This window comes from Phycisphaeraceae bacterium, from assembly GCA_019454185.1.
In the GTDB taxonomy this organism is placed as follows: domain Bacteria; phylum Planctomycetota; class Phycisphaerae; order Phycisphaerales; family UBA1924; genus JAHBWV01.
The window spans coordinates 1411530-1430183 of the sequence record CP075368.1 but is presented as its reverse complement, the minus strand read 5'-3'; the positions used below and the strand labels follow the sequence as shown (position 1 = coordinate 1430183).

At 63.8% G+C, this 18654-nt stretch carries 13 protein-coding genes; all 13 read right to left on the bottom strand.

Annotated elements, in window-relative coordinates; translation table 11 throughout:
• Positions 1–60: 60 nt before the first annotated feature.
• The 13 genes from KF838_06015 to ispH all read right to left on the bottom strand — a co-directional run bounded on the left by KF838_06015 (position 61) and on the right by ispH (position 18617).
• On the bottom strand, positions 61–2424 hold the full coding sequence (locus KF838_06015; GenBank protein ID QYK49404.1) for a DEAD/DEAH box helicase family protein: 2364 nt from the start codon (positions 2422–2424) through the stop codon (positions 61–63).
• A gap of 236 nt (positions 2425–2660) precedes the next feature.
• Complete coding sequence (locus tag KF838_06010) at positions 2661–3002, bottom strand: hypothetical protein (GenBank protein QYK49403.1); 342 nt, start codon at positions 3000–3002, stop codon at positions 2661–2663.
• An 80-nt stretch (positions 3003–3082) separates the two neighbouring features.
• Positions 3083–4141: a DUF368 domain-containing protein gene (locus KF838_06005; GenBank protein ID QYK49402.1), complete on the bottom strand. Its 1059-nt coding sequence runs from the start codon at positions 4139–4141 to the stop codon at positions 3083–3085.
• 131 nt (positions 4142–4272) lie between these two features.
• Positions 4273–6483, bottom strand: coding sequence for a hypothetical protein (locus KF838_06000; protein QYK49401.1), 2211 nt, complete (start codon positions 6481–6483; stop codon positions 4273–4275).
• A gap of 192 nt (positions 6484–6675) precedes the next feature.
• On the bottom strand, positions 6676–7677 hold the full coding sequence (locus KF838_05995; GenBank protein ID QYK49400.1) for a DUF481 domain-containing protein: 1002 nt from the start codon (positions 7675–7677) through the stop codon (positions 6676–6678).
• A 100-nt stretch (positions 7678–7777) separates the two neighbouring features.
• Positions 7778–8413, bottom strand: a complete 636-nt coding sequence (locus KF838_05990; GenBank protein QYK49399.1) for a nucleoside monophosphate kinase — start codon at positions 8411–8413, stop codon at positions 7778–7780.
• A gap of 79 nt (positions 8414–8492) precedes the next feature.
• Positions 8493–9215 carry a helix-turn-helix transcriptional regulator gene (locus KF838_05985; GenBank protein QYK49398.1) on the bottom strand — a complete coding sequence of 241 codons (723 nt, stop codon included), beginning with the start codon at positions 9213–9215 and terminating at the stop codon, positions 8493–8495.
• A gap of 158 nt (positions 9216–9373) precedes the next feature.
• A complete protein-coding gene (gene fusA, locus KF838_05980) occupies positions 9374–11497 on the bottom strand; it encodes an elongation factor G (protein ID QYK49397.1) in 2124 nt (707 codons plus the stop codon).
• A gap of 343 nt (positions 11498–11840) precedes the next feature.
• Positions 11841–14510: an O-antigen ligase family protein gene (locus KF838_05975; GenBank protein ID QYK49396.1), complete on the bottom strand. Its 2670-nt coding sequence runs from the start codon at positions 14508–14510 to the stop codon at positions 11841–11843.
• Positions 14507–15652 carry an undecaprenyl/decaprenyl-phosphate alpha-N-acetylglucosaminyl 1-phosphate transferase gene (locus KF838_05970; GenBank protein ID QYK49395.1) on the bottom strand — a complete coding sequence of 382 codons (1146 nt, stop codon included), beginning with the start codon at positions 15650–15652 and terminating at the stop codon, positions 14507–14509. Before KF838_05970 ends, KF838_05975 begins: the two co-directional genes overlap by 4 nt.
• Positions 15653–15659: 7 nt before the next feature.
• Positions 15660–16391 carry a TIGR02206 family membrane protein gene (locus KF838_05965; protein QYK49394.1) on the bottom strand — a complete coding sequence of 244 codons (732 nt, stop codon included), beginning with the start codon at positions 16389–16391 and terminating at the stop codon, positions 15660–15662.
• Positions 16392–16428: 37 nt separating this feature from the next.
• On the bottom strand, positions 16429–17568 hold the full coding sequence (rlmN, locus tag KF838_05960) for a 23S rRNA (adenine(2503)-C(2))-methyltransferase RlmN (protein ID QYK49393.1): 1140 nt from the start codon (positions 17566–17568) through the stop codon (positions 16429–16431).
• Complete coding sequence (gene ispH / locus KF838_05955) at positions 17565–18617, bottom strand: 4-hydroxy-3-methylbut-2-enyl diphosphate reductase (protein ID QYK49392.1); 1053 nt, start codon at positions 18615–18617, stop codon at positions 17565–17567. The genes rlmN and ispH overlap by 4 nt, the downstream gene beginning before the upstream one ends.
• Positions 18618–18654: the final 37 nt, after the last annotated feature.

The following is an 18654-nucleotide window of genomic DNA, read 5'->3' as shown; positions in this document are numbered from 1 at the left end:
GCTTCCGGGGGGTGTGGTGGCGAGGGGAGTGGGGAGGGGAGCGACCGGCGGGAGGACCGGCTATCCGGCGTCGCGATAGAGCTCGCGCTCGAGTTCCTTGATGGCGGCGAGGAAGCCGTCCTTGCCGCCGAACTGCTGGATGATCTCCAGCGGGGTGCCGATCTCGTTGAACGGGATGTTCCTGAGGACCGCTATGTCCTCGGGGAAGACGCCCTCGTCGGCGTACTTGTCGAGCAGGGCGTTGAGGACGGCACGGGCCTGCTCGCCGTACTTGGTGAAGACGTCCCGCTTTCGGACCTGCATAGCGCGTTCCTTGCGGGTCAGGGCGGGACGGTCGTAGACCACGCGGCAGATCAGATCGAAGGGGTCGTAGCCCTCGCCCACGAGTTTCTGAAGCTCGTGGAACAGGACGCCCTTCTCAGCGAGTTCATCGACGATCGCCTGCTTCTTCTCCGCGCTGGTCCAGCGGTTGAGGAAGTCGTGCATGGACTCGAAGTTGCGATTGACGGCGGAGCGTGTGTAGTCGGTGATGGACTCGGTGATGAGGCGGCCGTCGGGGCCGTAGTACTGGACGCGCTCGGCCAGGACAGCGACCGCCACGCCGCTGACGATGTACTTCACGCGGCCTTCGCCTTCACCGTCGTCCCCATCGAGTTCGCTATCGGTGAGGTCCTCGTCTTCGCCGGGCTCGCCCTCGTCCGAGCCGGGGCCGCGGCCGCGCGGGGGCCGTTCGCCATTCTCGTCGATGATGACGATGGGATCACCGTCGAAGTCCGGGTCGGCGAAAAGCTCTGTCGCCTTCTTGAAGTCCATGATGGTGAACCAGAGCTTGTTGGTGTCCTCGTGGATGCGCGTGCCGCGGCCGATGATCTGCTTGAACTCGATCATGGACTCGATGGTCTGGTCGATGACGATGAGGCGACAGGTCTGGGCATCGACGCCGGTGGTGAGGAGCTTCGAGGTCGTGGCGATGACGGGGTAGCGCTTCTCCGGGTGGATGAAGTCGTCGAGGGCTCGCTTGCCCTCGTCGTTGTCGCCGGTGATGCGCATGACGAAGCGATGGAGGTTGTCCCGTTCCTCGGGCATTCGCTCGCCGATCTCGTTGACGAGGGCGGAGCGCATGCGCTCGGCGTGGTCGATGTCCTCGCAGAAAACAATGGTCTTGCCGTAGGGGTCGGTCTCGGCGAGGTAGTCACAGATCTTTCGGGCGACGACGCGGGTGCGGGCGTTCAGGACGAGGGCGCGGTCCATGTCCTTGAGGTTGTAGATCCGGTCCTCGATCAACTGGCCGGTGTCGTCGAGCATGCCTTTGGGCGGGCGCCAGCCCTGAAGGTCGCGGTCAAGATCGATTCGGATGACCTTGTACGGCGCGAGGAAGCCGTCGGCGATGCCTTCCTTCAGCGAGTAGGTGTAGACGGGCTCTCCGAAGTAGGTGAGCGTGGAGACTTCGTTGGTCTCCTTGGGAGTGGCTGTCAGTCCCAGATGGATGGCGGGGTGGAAGTAGTCGAGGATCTCCCGCCAGGCGGAGTCCTCGCGGGCGGAACCGCGGTGGCACTCGTCGATCACGATGAGGTCGAAGAAGTCGCGCGAGAACTCCTTGTAGACGTTCTGGGCCTCTTCGGTGCCGCTGACGGCCTGGTAGAGGGCGAGGTAGATCTCGAAGGACTTGTCGATGGTCCGATTCTGGACCTTCGTCATCACCTGACCGAAGGGCTTAAAGTCCTTGGTCTTGGTCTGGTCAACGAGGATGTTGCGGTCCGCGAGGAAGAGGACACGCTTCACCCGTCCGGCCTTCCAGAGCCGCCAGATGATCTGGAACGCGGTGTAGGTCTTGCCGGTGCCGGTTGCCATGACGAGGAGGACGCGCCGGCTCTGGTTCGCGATGGCTTCGATGGTCCGCTGGATGGCGATGCGCTGGTAGTACCGGGGCTCCTTGCCGGTGCCGTCGTCGTGGAAGGGGTGGCGGACGAGGCGTTCGGCGTCGTCGGTGATGCCCTTCCAAGCCCGGTATCTCGCCCACAACTCGTCGGGGGTGGGGAACTCGCTCAGGGAGATCTGGCGCTCGACCGGGTTGGAGAGTCCGGTTCGGTCGTGAAAGACGAAAGCGTCCCCGTTGGAACTAAACGCGAAGGGGATGTCGAGGGCCTTGGCGTAGGCCAGGGCCTGCTGGAGTCCCGAACCGACGGAGTGGGTGTTGTCCTTGGCTTCGATGACGGCCAAGGGGATTCGGGCGTGGTGTTGGAGGATGTAGTCGGCCCGTTTGCGGTCGCCGCGTTTGGCCAGCTTGCCGCGGACGATGACCTGGCCATCGGTGAACGTGTACTCGCGGCGGATCTGCACCCCGTGTTCCCAGCCCGCCTTGACGAGGGCGGGGGTGATGAACTGGTCGCAGATCTCGGTCTCGGTAAGGGTTCGTTTCAGCATGCTCCGGAAGACAGTCTAGCCGATAATCAGACCGCACCAAACGGAGCCGAGTGGAAGTCAGGCCAGAGCAAGTCAACTGGATGGTAGGGTGTCGCGACCCGTTGGGTCTGTGCGTGCATTGGGTGCTGCTTCTTGCGCAAGCGCAAACGCGCGAGCTCGCTGGTGTGGGGCGTGTGCGCGCGTTGCAGCGCTGCCTTGCCCGAGTATCAGACTGGAACATTGGGCAGGGATTCCCTTCAGTTCAGGCGAGCCGCTTCGATCATCGCCAGGATGCCAGCGCGGAGTGCGGGGGGGAGGTCGGCCCACGCTCCGACCACGCGGGCGAGGTCCGGGTCGGTGGGGGTTGAAGGGGCGAGCGTGGAGTCGGGCCGGTGGGCGTCGAACTGGCGGAGGGTGTCAGCGGCTGGGGCGGGGGCGTCGGACGCGCCAGCGGGGATCCTTGGGGCGTGGTCTCGGGCGTGCGGGGTGGAGCCGGTCGAGCGTGCCGCACGATGGGCGTCGGGGTGTCTCTCGGGGCTGGACGGGGCGGAATCGGGTCCAAGTGCGCCGGATTCTGCGCCGCCGGACGTCCGAGCCATCGCTTTTCCGCGTGAATCTTGGGGTTCTTCGAGTCCTGTTGCGCCCATTGGTTGCGCGCTGGATCGTGCCGCGAAGCACGTCAATGCTTCTTGCGGTCGAGGAGCGTCAGGGCCATGGTCATCGCGAAGCCAAGGCCGACCAGCGCGACGCTGCCAGTGATCTGCGTGGGTGCGGGCTTGAATGTCCGAAGTGTCCAGTTCTTGGCGTAGGCGGGCGCTGCGAATGTCTCGACGTTTGCTTCCGTGACGGCCTCGCCCTTGAAGACTTCACCGACCTTCGGCGGCACGCCCTCTTGGAACGGGTAGAGCCCGGCGGGGGCGGCGAGCAACAGGCCGAGCAAGAATCCGAGTGTGGCACGCTCGGCCTTGGCGAGCAGGATTTTCAAGATGTTTGAGACGGCAACAATCCCGAAGAGCACGCCGATGCCGACCGGGATCAGGACGTTCATCTGCGCCATGACGCCTGAGATGTCGCCCTTCAGACCCGCACTGATGAAGTCCTTGACAGCCGTGATGATCTGGTCGTACTGACCGAGCAGGAGGAGCAGGTACGCGCCGCTGACGCCTGGGAGGATCATTGCGCTTGCGCCAGCCGCGGAGGCGAGCACGAGCATGAGCACGCCGCTGGATGTTGATGCGTTTGCTGCGGGTTCCCCGGCCTGGATCCACACGAGTGCGATCATGGAAGTGAGGCCGAGGATGAGCCCTATCCACGCGGCCGTGTTCCATGGGCGTGTGAGTCTGATCAGCAGGGGCGCTCCGCCGAGTGTGAGTCCTATGAACATGCTGTACATGCCCCAGCGAAAGGTGCTCAGACTGAACGCGATCAGCGAGGCGAATGCGCCGATCGAGATGATCGCCATCGTTGCGACGATGCCCAGCGTCAACACGACACGCTGAGTAAGCCGCCCTCTTGAGACACTCGCCACGGCGTCGATGAAGTTTCGGTAGACGCCGACTGCGACGAGCATCGTCCCACCGGAGATACCGGGTACGAGGTTGGCGAGCCCCATCATCATGCCGCCGACGCCGAGTCGAATCGCTTCGGATGCCGTCGGGCGTCGGTCTTGTGCATCTCCGGCAGTGGCTGAGCCCTGTGACGAGGTGGTTGGCTCCTGGGGTTCAGCATGGCCGGGCATGGTCAAGGTCCTTTCGGGATCAACGGGAGAAACGGGTCATCCCGTTGAGGATCAACCATATCGGCCATATCGCGGGAGCCGCACAAGACGAGCGATGACCGTCCGTGTGTCGAGCGGGCATCCGTTCGGGATTACTCGACGGTCGAGATCGAGCTGAGGTTCTGGATCTGCCATGAGCCGGTGATCGACCCGTTGACGGAGTAGCGGAGCGTCGATGCGCCGGCGTTTCGACCGAAGACGTTCACGGAGCCGTCCGAGCCCTCCAAGCCATGGAGTGAATCGGCGATGCGCCCGGCACCGGTCGCGTTGGTCGCGGATGTGAGGTTTGTGTATGTCCACCCGAGACCTGTGCGTGAGACGTTCCACCAGTAGAGGATGACATCTCCGGTTGTGGCGTCGAGGGCGGCGATGTTGAGTCCTTGCGTGGGGCTGATGTAGAAGCCGCTCAGCGTTGTGTTGCTCACAGTGGGGCCGAGCGTGCTGCTCGTGAAGTTTGCTCGCTTCCATGTGCCGCCCGAGCCGGGTGACCACCACGTCGAGACCAGCTGGCCGAGCGAGTTGACGCCGACGATGTTGATTCCGTTCCACGGGGAGACGAAGGCGGTGATGTCGCCCGAGAGTGGGGCAGTCTTGGCGATTGCGCTCAGATTGGAGACAAACCAGCGTGTCTGGCCCGGAGCCCACCAGACCGTCCAGATGCGTCCGGTTGTGTCGATTCCTGCGACGTTGAGCCCGCCCCATGGTGTTGTGTATGCCTCGAGCCCGCCTGTGTAGGCCGGTGTTGGGAGTGATCTGGGTTCGAGTTGATTCGCGGAGAGGTTGCTCGCGGAATAGAGGTAAGCGCCGGAACTGTTCGTGTTTCCGTTCTGCCAGTAGCGGATGACCTGGCCCTGGTCATTCAGGCCGAAGAGGTTGACCTGTCCGGAAGGCGTGATGAGGTACGTCAGAGACCGCGTGAGCGCTGGTCCGTTCGAGAGATCGTTTGCGAGCAGGCGGTATGTCCACTGGCCGTTTGAGAGTTCGCTGTAGAGGACGAGGCCGCTTGCGGAGGTTGCCGCGGCGTATGGGCGGCTGTTCTTCGGATCGATCCAGACCTTGAGTTCGCCCGTCGGTGTCGGACCTCCGGACTTGGCAACGATGTCGGCGACGTACCAGGCCTGGTCGGTGCGCGAGGTGAAGACGACGGGGCGGCCGAGCGAGTCCATGCTGGGGATGGAGATCACGGGCGTGGGAGGCGGCGGGAGGTTTGAGGTGTCGCGTGAGGCGATGCCGCCGATGGCGGTGAGAGATGTGCCGCTCAGGATCGAGAGCCCGATGAGGGTGTCACCGCCGGTTCCGATTCTGAACCTGTAGTAGAAGGTGGTGCTTGTGCCGCGTCGTTCGAGGACGAGGTTCCCGCTGTCGATGCGCCAGAACCCGCGTTCGAGGACGTTGCGCTTTCCATCGTCGTATTCGTCGAGATCGTAGATCTTGTAATCGCCGTCGGGTTCGAGTGTGAGCGCACGCTGGAGGTACTGGACGCTTCCGTTCGAGGAGACATTGCCGCCGAGGGTCCAAGCGAGCAGGTAGTTGCCGTGGAGGTCGCTGGTGCTGATCTCGGCGGGTGTTCTGATCGCGATGCCGATATAGACGAGATTGTCGCTGGTGCGCATGTCCGCGAAGACGAGCGTGTTGGCATCGGCGGAAAGGTAGAAGTATTCGCCCTGGTCTGTGACGATCAGGCCCCGGCTGGAGATCGAGTCGATGTCGCTGCGTGTGCGAGGCACGGTGCCGACGTTTCCGGTCCAGGTGATGCGATCGATCTCGGAGTCGATGTTGAGTGTGCCGCTGATGTTCGAGGTCTCACCGTTTGATCCGTTGATGGCGAGCATGGAGAAACGCCACGAGCCGTCGAGCTTCGTTTCGGGATTGACGCCGTCCGCGTGTCTCTGGATGAGGTACTCGGCCTCTTGCCCTCGGTTTGAGCCGTAGTCTCCGAACCACCATCCGACCGGAAACCCGTCTCGGGTGAGGAACTGGGAGCCGTTCGTTTCTTCGAAGGAGTCACGCAGGACGCCACTCGCGCCGGGCCGCTCGTATCGACCATCGTTGAGTCGTCGGATGCTGTTGAAGTAGAGGCCGCCGTCGGAGACTCTTCCGGTGGTTCCGGCTCTCCAGAATGAGCCGGTCGCCGCGTCGTTCGGAGAGACCGTGCCCTCGATGATGTACGGCGTGAATGTCGGTGAGTTGCTTCCGGTGCGTTGCCACGCGAGGCCGATGCCGGCGAAGTCTGCGGCGGTGGAGAAGAGTGTGCGCGGCTCGAGGGTGGCGAAGAAATCCTGCGCAGTGGCAGCGTCGGCCATTGTTTGGCTCGGGTGTGCTTGGCGAATCATGGCTGTCATCCTCTCACGCGGGCGGGCGTGAGCCCGTGAACCCACACTCCCCGCCCTCTCGTTCAGTATACCCGTGACAGCGGATGGAGTGGCGTGAGGAGGCAGTCGGGCGATCGCCCTATCTGCGATGTGCTCATGCACAGGCAGCGGAGATGCTGCGAATCAGAACGACCAGCCGAGCGTGATGAAGTACTCGATGTCGTTCTTCTTGATTCCCTCGCCGGGATCAGAGTCGTAGCGATCAACAACGCCGAGTTTGAGATTCATGCCCGACTTCTCGTCGACGATGATCTCCCATCCGGCCTTGGAGTTCACGCGATAGTCTGGGAAGTTTGAGAGACTGGGGAGGTACTCGCCGGAGGCGAAGATGCGATTCCGGGCGTTGAAGGCGTGCTCGAAATCGAGGCCGATGAGGAGTTCCGGCTCGAAGCCGTTGTCTTCGCCGCCGAGTTCGTAGGAACCACCGGCGCCGACGCGTCCTCTGAGGAGTGTCTTGTCGTTGCGGATGAAGGCGTACGAGGGGCCGACGAACCCGGAGAGTCGCCAGTCCCAATCCTGGAACTCGTCGTACTCGATCTTGCCCTCTGCGAAGAATCCCCAGCGCGAGTCTTTGCCGAAGAGCCAGTCGTTGCGTGCCGTGAGTTCGCCGCGGCTCTTGGTTTTCTCGCCGTTGTCGGTGTTGTAGACGTATGAGAGCCCGACGGTGGTCTCCATGTAGTCAGTCTTCCGCTGTGCGCCGAGCGCGGCACGGGCGCCGAAGGTCTCGGAGTTTCCGTCGGAGCCGATCACGCCGAGATCAACCGATCGTTTCCAGCCGCTCCAGAACGAGAGCTTCGGCGCGGGTGCTGTCTCGGGATCAGCAGCGGGTGCGCCTGAATCTTCGGTTGGGGCCTCGGCTGGCGCGGGAACGTCGGGCTGTGCAGCTTCCGGCGTTGGCGCGTCGGGCGAAGGGAGGATCGTGGCCTGGTCTTTCGGAATCAGGAACTCGCCGAGGACGGGGTGGGAGCAGCGGATGTGCGTCTCCGTCTGTTCGATGATCGAGACCCTGAGCGTCTCACCGCTGGCGAGCCGGATGAGGGTGTCGCTCGCGTGCGCGGCCGACCCGGCGAGGAGAAGCAGGGTTGTCGCGGTCACGAGACGTGGGAGGTTTCGGCGGCGGGTCATTCGGGGCTCCTGGCGATGGAGAATCGGGCGAGAGCGTATGAACACGCTCACGCTGAGTAAAGGAGCACCGGGGGTCACTTCGACGGCTGTTGCGCCGAGGTCAGGGCTTCATTTCCTCGTCCGCGAGGGAGTTTCGGAAGTGTGACTCCTGGACGGGCACGACATGCTCGAGCAGGTGCTGGAGCACACGAGCGGGCGAGCCGACAGCGCTCACCTCCCGGACGATATCGTCTTTGTAGTACTGCAAGACGGGATAGGTCTCCCGCTCGTAGACGTCCCATCTGCGGCGAATGACCTCTTCCTTCGCATCATCGACGCGGTTCTCTTTCAGAGCTCGTCGGCGGAGACGTTTGATCATCTCTTCCTTGTCGGGGCAGACGAGGTGAACGATGAGGAGCACGTTGATGTGCTTCTCCATCAGTTGGGCCTGATGGACGTTTCTCGGGATTCCGTCGAGGACCAGGAGATCCTGGGTCGGCTTGTAGTCGCTCAGCACGGTGCGGGCGTGCATGTTCTGCTGCCACATCTTGATCGTCACGTCGTCCGGGACGAGCTCGCCCCTGGACGAGTACTGCATGAAGGTGCGGCCGATCTCTGAGGTGAGGTCGAGTGTGCGGAAGACCTCGCCGCACGAGAGGTGATAGAACCCGGGCACCTGGCCGAGGATTTTGCCTTGTGTGCCCTTGCCCGCACCGGGGGCTCCGAAAAGTAGAACGGTTTGGTAGCGGTGCGGCATGGGATGCTCCGGGGTTCGACCAGTAGATTAACCGCCCCGGACGCGATGGCAACCCCTCCACGAGACACGATCTACCTGGTTATTCGGCCCCGTTGCGGGCACTCAAGGGGGCCTTTCTCGACTTTGGGGCAGAACCATGGGCAAGCCGGAACCACGCCTCTCTGGTAAAGCCGAGGAGCCCACGCTCCGCAGCCATTCTGGCGAGTTCGGTTCGGCTGCGGAGCGAGAGCGTGTGGAGGATGCGGGCCGTGTGGAACTCGACCGTCTTCGGGGAGCGGTGGAGGATGCCGGCTATTTCGACCCCGGTCAGACCTTCGGCAAGAAGGCGGAACACTTCGAGCTCACGGCGCGTCAGCGAGGAGAGTTCGCCGAGATCGCCGTGCAACGTTGAGATGAGATCGTGGCCATCGCCGAGTGGTGAGGCGTTGGTGCACGGTTCGGCAAGGACGAAGTACCCCCGCTGGCCGAACGCCTTCGTGTCGAGGGGGAAGATGCGAGTCAGGTAGCGGCTGCCTCGGACGAGTTGCTCATAATTGACCAATGAGCCGGATTCGATCGTCGGGGCGATCAACTCCGCGCGCTCGTCAGCGAACGCAGTGCCGAAGAGTGATCGGATGTCGGAACCCTTGAGGGTGTCGGGATCTGCGCCGATTGTGAGCGCGTACGCGTTGTTGCACCAGAGCAGGCGGTGGCGGTCGTCACGAGCCGCGGCGGCGACGTCGGCGCGCGTATCCAGAGGTGAGAAACGACTCGGGCACATCAGGCGTGTCGGTGTAGGGCCCGAAGAATGTTCAGTGATCACTCATTCGCTCCTTCGTTCCATCGTGGAACGATCCTCCCCGCGAGCGAAAACAAACCAGATGCTCAGTGTAGCGTGGTGCGGCCCGCAAATGAAGCGCAATGAAAGGGGCCGACCCTTTCGGATCGGCCCCTGAACTTGAATGCGGACAATGTGGGCTGTTACTTCTTACCCTTCGCGCCGCCCTCGACGAGCTCCTTCATGAGTCCAGCGGGCATCGGGCGGTACTCGAGGAACTCCATCGTCGCCGAAGCGCGGCCCTGGGACATGCCTCGGAGGGTTGTCGTGTAGCCGAAGAGTTCGGAGAGCGGGATCTCGCACGTGACCATCTTGACGACGCCTCGGTCTTCGGTGTCGATGATCATGCCTCTGCGCGAGGAGACGTCACCCGTGACGTTTCCGAGGTAATCGTTGGGAACGGTGATGACGACCTTCATGATCGGCTCAAGGAGCACGGGGCCGGCCTTCTCGGTGGCCTCGAGAACGGCGAGGCGTCCTGCCTGCTCGAACGCGACCTGAGACGAGTCGACCGGGTGGTACGAGCCGTCGACGATTGTCGCCTTCACGTTGATCATCTGGTAACCGAACTTGACGCCTGAGAGGCAGGTCTGTCGGATACCGTGCTCGACGGAGGGGACGTACTCCTTGGGGATCGCGCCGCCCACGACCTTGATCTCAACGGCGACGTTCTCGGTGAAGTCGAGCTCCTCTTCCTTGGCCTGGGCCGCGGTGTATGGCTCGAAGTGGATCTGGCAGTCGCCGAACTGGCCGCGGCCGCCGGTCTGCTTGACGAACTTGCCGCGCACGTACTCGACACGCTTGGTGACAGTCTCGCGGTAGGCGACGCGGGGCTTGCCGACCTCGACGCTGATCTTCATGTCGCGGACGAGCTTGGTGCGGATGATATCGAGGTGGAGCTCGCCCATGCCGGAGATGATTGTCTGAGCGGTCTCCTCGTCGTAGGTGAAGCGGAAGGACGGGTCCTCACGTCGGATCGTCATGAGGGCCTCGGAGAGGCGCCGCTTGTCGTCTGCCGTCTTGGGCTCGATCGACATGGAGATGACCGGCTCGGGGAAGGTCATGCGCTCGAGGATGATGGGATCCTCGGGGTCGCAGAGCGTGTCGCCGGTGTAAGAGTCCTTGATGCCGACGACAGCGACGATGTTGCCCGCGCCGACTTCATCCAGCGGGATGCGGTTGTTGGCGTGCATCTCGAAGATTCGGCTCGCGTTCTCTTTCTTGTTGTTTCCGGGATTGAGCAGGCGTGTGCCCTTTGCGAGTTTGCCTGAGTAGATCCGGATATAGGTGAGATCGCCGTGGGTGTCCGAGACGACCTTGAAGACCAGAGCGGAGAAGGGGGCCGTGTCGTCGTGGGGACGGCTGAGCGCCTCATCCTTGTCGCGGGGGTTCGTGCCTTGGACGTCCTCACGCTCGGTGGGTGAGGGGAGATAGTCGATGACCGCGTCGAGGAGCGCCTGGACGCCCATGTTGCGGAGTGCCGCGCCGCAGAGCACGCCGTTGCACTTGCGATCACGGATGCCCTTGCGGAGTGCGCCCTTCAGTTCCGCCTCGGTTGGGATCTGGTCGGAGAGGTACTTCTCCATGAGGGAGTCGTCGAGCTCGCAGATCTTCTCGACCATCTCGTGACGCCACTTCTCAGCAGTCTCTTTGTAGTCGTCGGGGATGGGCTTCTCGACCATCGTCTCGCCCTTGTCGCCCTCGAAGTAGTACGCGACCATGCGCATCAGATCGATGATGCCGTGGAACTCGTTGCCCTGGCCGATCGGGTACTGGATCGCGATGGCGTTGGCGCCGAGGCGGGTCTTGAGTGTGCCAAACGAGAAATCAAAGGACGCGCCGAGCTTGTCCATCTTGTTGATGAAGCAGAGGCGGGGGACGCGGTAGCGATCGGCCTGACGCCAGACGGTCTCGGACTGGGCCTCGACGCCCTCCTTGCCGTCGAAGACGGCGACCGCGCCGTCGAGCACGCGGAGCGAACGCTCGACCTCGATCGTGAAGTCGACGTGGCCGGGGGTGTCGATCAGGTTGATCTTGTATTCGCGTCCCTGGTGGGTCCACGGGCAGGTCGTCGCGGCGGACTGGATCGTGATGCCGCGCTCCTGCTCGTCCTGCAGGAAGTCCATGGTGGCGGTGCCCTCATGCACCTCGCCGATCTTGTAATTCTTTCCTGTGTAGTACAGGATGCGCTCGGAAACGGTTGTCTTGCCTGCGTCGATGTGAGCGCAGATGCCGATGTTGCGGATATGTGAAAGGTCAGTGCCCATGGGTGTTCCGTGATCGATCTGAGGAGCGGGTCGCCGGCGTGAGTGCGGGCGGAGCTCCGGGGTGCGGCTGTGATGTTGTCAGGACTGGTCGAACCGCGAGGCCCGGCCAACTAGGTCTCGGGCGTGTGCGGCGTTGATTGAATGATGTGGCGCGACGGGGGAGTGGATGAACCCAATGTCAGTCGGGTTCGTTGTCGGGATCCTCGTCCATCGGTCGTCGCCTTGCGCAAGCCCGGCGAGAGGTGAGACCGGTCACGGGGCGGCACGTGCCGCCGGGGACGTCTGACCCCTTTCGGGCGAGTCGGAATGCTAGCGCAGGTCGTTGCCGAATCAAGAGTTCCTGTCAGGGGCTTGGACGGAGGGCGGCTTCGGCCCGCGAGACCTGCTCGGGGGTCAGGGCTCGAACAGGGTCGAGCCGCATGTTTTCGTTTCTGCGCAGGAGTTCCTCGGCCCACTTTCGGGCCAGGTCCCGATCCCCCGTCTGGCGGCCAAGTTCAAAGAGTTGCAGGGGATAGGTGATGCCGTGGGGGTCGAGGGAGGCGGCACGCTCGAAGGCAGAGATGGCGGCGCTCATGGCCTCTTTCCCACCTGGTGAATCGAGCCCGCGGATAGTGGCAGCTCGTAAATGAGCCCTTGCGAGAGACCCGTAGGAGCTGGAAGATGGGGGCTCGATGTGGGCCGCGACCTTTGCGATAAAGACAGACCTTGAAACGCCTTGGTCGAGTGCCTCTTTGTCCACTGTACTGAGCGTGATCGACCTTGCTTGCATTGCTGCTTCGACGGCGATGAGTGCTGTCTCGCAAGCCGCGTTGAGCGTGCGTTCGTGGGTGAACTTCCTTGGTCCGCCGACAAGTGGAAAGTCTGCACCAGGAATAATCTCAAAGTCACCCGAGAGTCGGGCGTGGGAGTTCAGCAGCACGCCTGCTGCATCGGATGCAGAGCGGTTGATTTTGCGATTGAGCAGTTCTCGATTGGACCTCGACCTGTCAGGCGAGGATGGATCGTCGGCATCCAGCCGCCAGAGCTCGAGCGAATCGCCCCGCAATGGGCTCTGATTATTGATCGCATCGAGTCGGATTGAGAGCATTCCGATGTGCCTCGCGTCCGTTCCTGCATCGATGATCTCTCGCTCCCACTCGATCACCCGCGGTCCGGCCCACACCATCGGCGTCGCTGTCAGAAGCAGGATGCTGGCAGCGAACATCCCCGTCGCCCGCTCGCGACGCGTGGGCCGGTCCTCCGGCGCGACATTCTCGCTCGCCGCGAGCCCGAGCATGACGAAGAAGAGGGCCGCGCTGTTGGGCCACACCGGTGCAACATCGATGCAGGCGGAAGCGAGCAGCGAGATCCCGACGCACCCCAGTGTGCGTTTGAGCAGCAGGTCGTCAATGGGACGAGCGATGAGCAACGCCGTCGCCAGAAGCCACAGGATCATCCCGGGCAGACGCGACTGCGAGATCACGATCGCCATGTCTGAGAGGCGCGTGCCCATGGGGAGCACGTCGGCGTAACCGCCGAGTTCGATGATGAAGGCGGTGAGGCATGAGAGGCCGATGATGGCGAATGCCCATCCGGTCATCCCGAGTGACGACCTGGCACGCAGTCCAGATTGCGTCGTGGTTTGGGCTGCGGGCTCGCGCGAGCGTGCAACAGCGAACACCCCATACCCCAGCGCCATCGTCCAGCCCAACAGGATCACCGTCCACGCGATCCCGCCGACGCCCAGCATTGAGGCCCAGTCGAACACGACCGAGTGGGGGCTTGTGACTTCCTCGGGCGAGAGCGGGTTCTTCGCGAGTTCGTAGGCCGGGCGAAAGTCGGCGGGGCCGACACCGAGCAGCGGCTGCTCGCCGAAGATCCGCGTCGCGGCGGAGATATAGAACCAGCGGAAGAGGAGCGACAGCTCGCCGATCGATGTGCCGATCATGCCGCGCAGCGCGATCAACCCGATCATGCCCGCCGCCACCGCCGGCCCGAGCAGCGGGGGGATGAGTTCGATCACTCTCGACTTGCGGTCGCTCCCACACACGCGCCAATGCGCGAGCACGCGGGGCACAACAGCCCACCCGATGCCGAGCAACGCGAGCCCGAGCACGCATGCGGCGAACCCGCCCTTGGACCGAGTGAGCAGCAACATGACGATCGCCAGCATGACCATAAGGCCGATCAGGATCGGTTCGCCTCGGATCGCGTGGCTCGCACCGGCCGCACTGCCCTTCGTGCGCGTAGCGGAGTTTCTAGGTTGGCTCCTTGCCGAGAGCCGCCTCTCGATCGCCGGCGCGACGACAACTCCGACCCATCCGATGACGAACGCCGCAGCGAAGGTCGCGTGGACGTTGGCCATTCCGAACCACCCAGTCGCTTCCGGCTGCATCAGCCGCCGCTCGTAGTTTCTCGCCATCGCGGAGCCGGGTGTCCAGCCCCGTGCGTCGAGGAATGACGAGGGGTTCGCGCGATAGGAAGCGACGGTGGCGGGGTGCTCGACAAAGACCTGCACGAGTGAATGAACCGCGAGCGGCATGGATGCGCCGAGAACGAGCGTGAAGACCCAGCGGCGGATGATCGGGTCGGAGGCGAGGTGGCGGATGCCGATTCCCGCGGCGAGAGCCGAGACCCAGCACGAACCGATGCGGAGGTTGTCGAGCGAGCCGCCGTCAATGAACAGCGCGTGCAGGGCAACAGCGATCGCGCCAGCAGCAAGAAGCAGCGGCTCGATCAATCGCACGCGAGCGCCGGAGACGATGAGGGCGAGGGCCGCGCCGATGATCGCCATGACGTCGAGCGTCATCGCCAGCGTGGGCGGCACACCGACTGATGGTGCTGGAAACTTGAATGGGCTCACATCCCAGATCGGGAACGGATCGTTGATGAGAAGAACGCGCAGCAGTGTTGGAAAGAGAATGAGCAGCAAGGCGATGACGCGGGGCGTCGTCAGCCCGATCCGGACGCCGTTCTCACAGTCCGGTGGCAGCGGTGCCGCGGGAGCAGCTGTCGCGACGGTGCTGCCGCTCATGCGTTCCCCTTCTCTGCACCAAGACCGCGCACGTGCGGCGCGAACTCCAGCAGCGCGAGGAGCCCGAGCACAAGCGCCACCTGCACGCCGGCGAGCACCGCCTGCCAGGGTTCGAGCCGAGCCAGAAAGATGCCTGTGATCGCGGTCGATGCCGTCGCGATGTGAATGATCGTGACGGTGTGCCGTTTGGAGAGCCCTCGCGAAGCGATGCGGTGCGAGAGGTGCTGCATGTCGCCCACAAATGGGCTCTTGCCTTGAGAGAGTCGGAGCAAAGTGACGCTCACAAGGTCGTACAGGGGCACTGCGAGAACAACGAGCGGCATGAGAGCCGCGTACCAGTTCCCACCCCGCACGTCCGCTGCATCGCCCACATACGTGATCCGCACGGCAAGGAATGCGAGGAGGAAGCCGACGACGAGAGAGCCGCCATCGCCCATGAAGATCCGGGCCGGATTGCGGGCGGGGTGGTTGAAGACGAGGAATCCCAGCGTCGCCCCGATCAGGAGCGTGAGCACGGACGCGATGAACCACTGCCCGTTGATGAGGGATGCGCCGAGAAAGCAGCCCCCGGCGATCACGACGATGCCGCCTGCGAGCCCATCCATGTTGTCGATGAAGTTCATCGCGTTCGTGACCGCGACGAGCCAGACGGCCGTGAGGGTGATCGAGAGCCACGGGCCGCCGACGTGCGATTCAAGAAACGTGAGAAGGCGCGTATCGGTGAGGAGCGGGATTGCCACGCCGGGCGCGAGCATCACGACCAGTTTGCCGAATGGCCCGAGCGGCTTGCGATCATCGATCATGCCCATCGCGTGCAGGAGCGCGAGGCATCCGAGCAACACACTCGCGGTTCCTACCTGAGATTTCGCGCCCGTGATGTATGGCCTCATCGCCTCGGGCACCCACGTGCCGTCCCCCGCGACCGAGATCGCGGCGAGCCCCGCCACGAGCGGCAGCACCGTCCCCCAGAAAATCGCTACGCCTCCTGTGTTCGGCACCCGCCGTCGCTCTGCCTTGATCTGGCCGGGCACGCCCGCCGAATCGAACGTGCCGAGTCGATGGCCGAGCCGGATGAGTGCGGCTGTGAGCACGAGGGAAATGGCGAAGGCCGGCGCGAGGAGCGACAGCACGAGAGGTGTCATGCGTTGGTCAGTTTAGTGAGGAATCCGCCCGGCCACCTGCGCGACGCCGCCGGATTGCTTCGCCGAGCGGCCAGACCAGCCACAACGCCAGCATGATTGAGTGAACCAGGAGGAAGATCCAGACGACCCGGAGGGGCCAGGGGCCGAGTTTATCGATGAGTGTCGGGTGCACGGGGGTCACGTTGCCGACGAATCCGTAGTTCACGCCCCATATCAGGTTCACGGGCATGACGATCGCAAAGAACGCCGCGTTTGCCAGGACGCCATAGAAAAAGTCCTTGGCTCGTGGTCGGAAGCCGAGCGCCGCCACGTCGTAGATCGCCGATCCGACAATCTGTGTATGTCCGATCCAGAAGAACCAGAACCGAGGGTGTGCCGGACCCTCGTCGAGCACGGGTGTGAAGAACGCTTGTGTCGAGAGACCGATCGCCCAGAAGTAAAGCACAGAGCGGAGCCAGCGTTTCTGCGTCAACAGGGCGAGAGGGGCGATCCAGGCAGCGATGTCGCAGAGATGCAGGGGGAGACTCTCTGCAAGGTCGAAGTGGGTCGGCCAGGCCCAGAACCCGACCGATGCGATCTGCCAGGCGATGGTGGACCACGCCCAGACGCGTCGGAAGAGGAGTTCACGAGGCGTGTCTTTCCATCGTCTGCCGAGCACGGACGCGACACCCATCGAGACAAAGAGCAGTCCCGCGGTCGCGATATGGAGCGGGCTATTGGTCTCGAAGGTGCTCAGCATCGTGTGGAATCGGTGGATGCGTGTGGAAATGAACGGATCAGGCCGTCTGGTGCTGGTGACGCAACTGCCCGCACGCCGCGGCAATGTCCCGCCCGCGCGACGCACGAATGTGCGCATTCACCCGTCCCTGCACCAGGATCTGCTGGAACGCCAGCACGTCATCCGTCCGGGGCCGCTTGAACTCCAGCCCCTCGACCTCGTTGTACCGGATCAGATTCACGTTCGCGCGCAGCGTCTTGGCCAGTTCCGCCAGCTGCTTGGCGTGCTGAGGCCTGTCGTTCACTCCTCGAAGCAGCGTGTACTCCAGCGTGATCTCGCGACCCGTCTTCTGGAACCACTTCTGGCACGCGCCGAGCAGCTCCTCGATCGTCGTGTACTCCGCCCACGGGATCAGCTGCCGCCGGATCGCGTCGTCCGGCGCGTGCAGCGAGAGCGCCAGCGTCACCGGCAGGTCGAGCTGCTCCGCCAGCTTCTCGATCGCCTTGGGAAGTCCGACGGTGGAGATGGTGATGCGCCGCGCGGAGATCCCCATCCCCCACGGCGCCGCCAGCGTCCGAACCGCCGGCACCACCGCTCCCAAGTTCGACAGCGGCTCGCCCATCCCCATGAACACCACATTCGTGACCCGCCCGACCTCGTCCGTCCCGCGGAGGATCCGGCTCAGCCGCCACACCTGCTCCACGATCCGCCCAGCCGAGAGGTTCCCGTCCAGCCCGGAGAGCCCCGATGCACAGAAGCGGCACCCCACCGGGCATCCGACCTGCGACGAGATGCACGCCGTCCGCCGGTCATCCGCCGGGATCATCACGCACTCGGTCTGACGCTTCATGTCCGGCTCGACGTGCGACCCGAGAACCGGCAGCGCCAGCGTCCCCGCCTCAGGCGCGCCCGACACCGGTTTCGCATCCCCGTCCGTCCACTGCACGAGCAGCTTCTGGGTCCCGTCCGATGCTTGCTGGTGCGCGAGCACATCGCCCGAGAGAAAGACCATCTCCTCCCGAAGCATCTCACGCTCGCGCTTCGAGAGGTTCGACATCGCTTCGGGATCAACGACGCCCTTCGCGTACACCCAGTCGAGGATCTGCTTCGCCCGGAACGCGGGCAGGCGCCGTTCATCGCACCACGTCCCCAGCGTCTCGGGTGTGTGCCCGAAGATGTGATTCGTCGGATGCTTCACGCGCCGCGCTCCCGCTGGCCCGCCGAGACCGTCAGCGGCACCGCGCCGTACAACTCCGCCGTCACCTCCGGCTTGCCGACCCTGATCGCGCGGTTCGAGTCGATTCCTTTCTCCGTCATCACCCGACGCAGCGCCGCAGGGAGTGCGAACTCGATGTCCTCCTCGAACACGTCCCGCTGCTCGATCGTCCCGCCGAACCTCGTCAAAAGCACGCGGCAGACCTCCGCCACCAGGTTCTCCGGCGCCGACGCCCCCGCCGTCACCAGCACCGTCTCATCACCCCTCGGAAACCACGCGAAATCCAGCCCCGACGCATCATCGATCAATCGACCCGGCGTCCCCACATTCTGCGCAATCTCTGTCAGCCGCACCGAGTTCGACGAGTTCTTCGATCCCACGACCAGCACAAGATCACACTCCGGCGCGATCTGCCGCACCGCGTGCTGGCGGTTCGTCGTCGCGTAGCAGATATCCGAGCTTGGCGGCTCCTTGATCTGCGGAAACGCCCGCTTGAGCGCGTCGATGATGATGTTCGCATCGTCCGTGCTGAGCGTGGTCTGCGTGAGATAGACGAGCCGCTCCGGATCGTGCACCATCAGCGACGGAATGTCCTCGGGCGTCTCCACCACCTGGATCGCCTCCGGCGCCTCGCCCCGCGTCCCGATTACCTCCTGGTGGTCGGCGTGGCCGATGAGCAGGATCTGGTACCCCTGTCTGGCGTAGCGGATCGCCTCCGAGTGCACCTTTGTGACCAGCGGGCACGTCGCGTCGATCGCGGTCAGCCCGCGCGACTTTGCCAGCTCACGCACCGCGGGCGAGATGCCGTGCGCGGAGAAGACCACGATGGAGCCCGCCGGGATTTCCTCGATGGTCTCCACGAACCGAACGCCACGCGACCGGAACCGCCCGACGACGTGCTTGTTGTGAACAATCTCGTGGTAGACATAGATCGCCTCGTCAGGAAAGACATCCAGCACCTGGTCCACGACCTCCACGGCCATCTGGACCCCGGCGCAGAACCCCCTCGGATTGGCGAGAAGCAATCGCATGTCAGAGCGGATCGTAGGAGAGGGGGTGCCATTGTCT